Origin of the sequence: Streptomyces sp. NPDC060028 (genome assembly GCF_042736725.1) — a bacterium.
Taxonomy (GTDB): domain Bacteria; phylum Actinomycetota; class Actinomycetes; order Streptomycetales; family Streptomycetaceae; genus Streptomyces.
Genome location: NZ_JBHWVJ010000197.1, coordinates 1 through 1,072, shown reverse-complemented (window position 1 = coordinate 1,072; position 1,072 = coordinate 1). Strand labels below are relative to the sequence as shown.

Sequence of the window (1,072 nt, the reverse complement as noted above, 5' to 3'; positions counted from 1 at the left end):
CAGGAGCTCCTCGGCGGCACCGCTGATGAACCGGCGGGTGCTGTCCGGGTTCAGGGCCTGGGCCTGAAGGTGGTCGTACATGGCGCTGAAGTGCCGCACGTCGGATCGTTTCTCCAGGTAGAGGTCGCTGGTAAACCGTTCCAGGTACACCGTCCCCGCCCCGAGGGCGTCCGGGAAGTCGAGGATGGAGAACTGCCCCGAGACGCCCGGGTGGGCTCCCACGGTGTGGGGGAGGACCTGCACGGTGATGTGCGGCTGCGCGCCGAGGCGGTTCAGGTACTCGAGCTGCTCGCGCATGATCTGCGGGCTGCCGACCACGCGGCGCAGTGCGGATTCGTCCAGGACAACCCAGAGGCGGAAGGGCCGGGCGGGGTGGTGGGCGCGGAACTGGCGGCGCAGCCGGACCTCACGGCGCACGGCGATCTGTTCGGCCGTGGCCTGAGGGATCGTTTCCTCGATGACGGCTTGGGCGTAGGCGGGTGTTTGCAGCAGGCCGGGGATCACCAGGGGGTCGTAGGAGCGGACAGATGCGGCTGCCGTCTCCAGGCCGATGTAGACGGCGTAGGGGACCTCGCCGCAGGCGACCCACCAGCCCTGCCGGTCCGCCTCCCTGGCCATCTGCATCAACCCGTCGATGACCTGCGGGTCGGTGACGTGGTAGAGGGCGCACAGGTCCCGCACATCGCGGGGCTTGATCGCGCGGCGGCCGTTCTCCAAGTGGCTGACCTTGGGCTGGGAGATCAACAGGTGCTCGGCCACCTGCGTACTGGTCAGGCCGCGCGCCAGACGGAGCCGGCGCAGCTCCGCGCCCAGCCGGCGCCGTCGGACGGTCGGGTTTCCGTTCACCGCCACGGGCGGTCTACCTCCGGCTCGGGACTCTCCACCAGCCACGGGAGTTGCCCGCGGCCGGGCCCGGGCGAACGTATGCGCCGCAGTAGTGATCAATGGGCCTCGCTGTCGAGTGTCACGCGGCGCGAGCGCAGCCGCGTGCACAGCCCGAGCAAGGTTCACCCGGATGCCGGGCCCCCGCGAAGGAACACCTTCATCTGACCTTCCGTCAGATTGGAACGTG

1 protein-coding gene is annotated in these 1,072 nt (G+C 69.7%); it reads right to left on the bottom strand.

Annotation, left to right across the window (positions count from 1 at the left end; all coding sequences use genetic code 11):
* A partial coding sequence (locus ACFWBF_RS37400; RefSeq protein ID WP_385609286.1) for a helix-turn-helix domain-containing protein occupies positions 1-852 on the bottom strand: 852 nt, incomplete at its 3' end.
* Positions 853-1,072 lie beyond the last annotated feature (220 nt).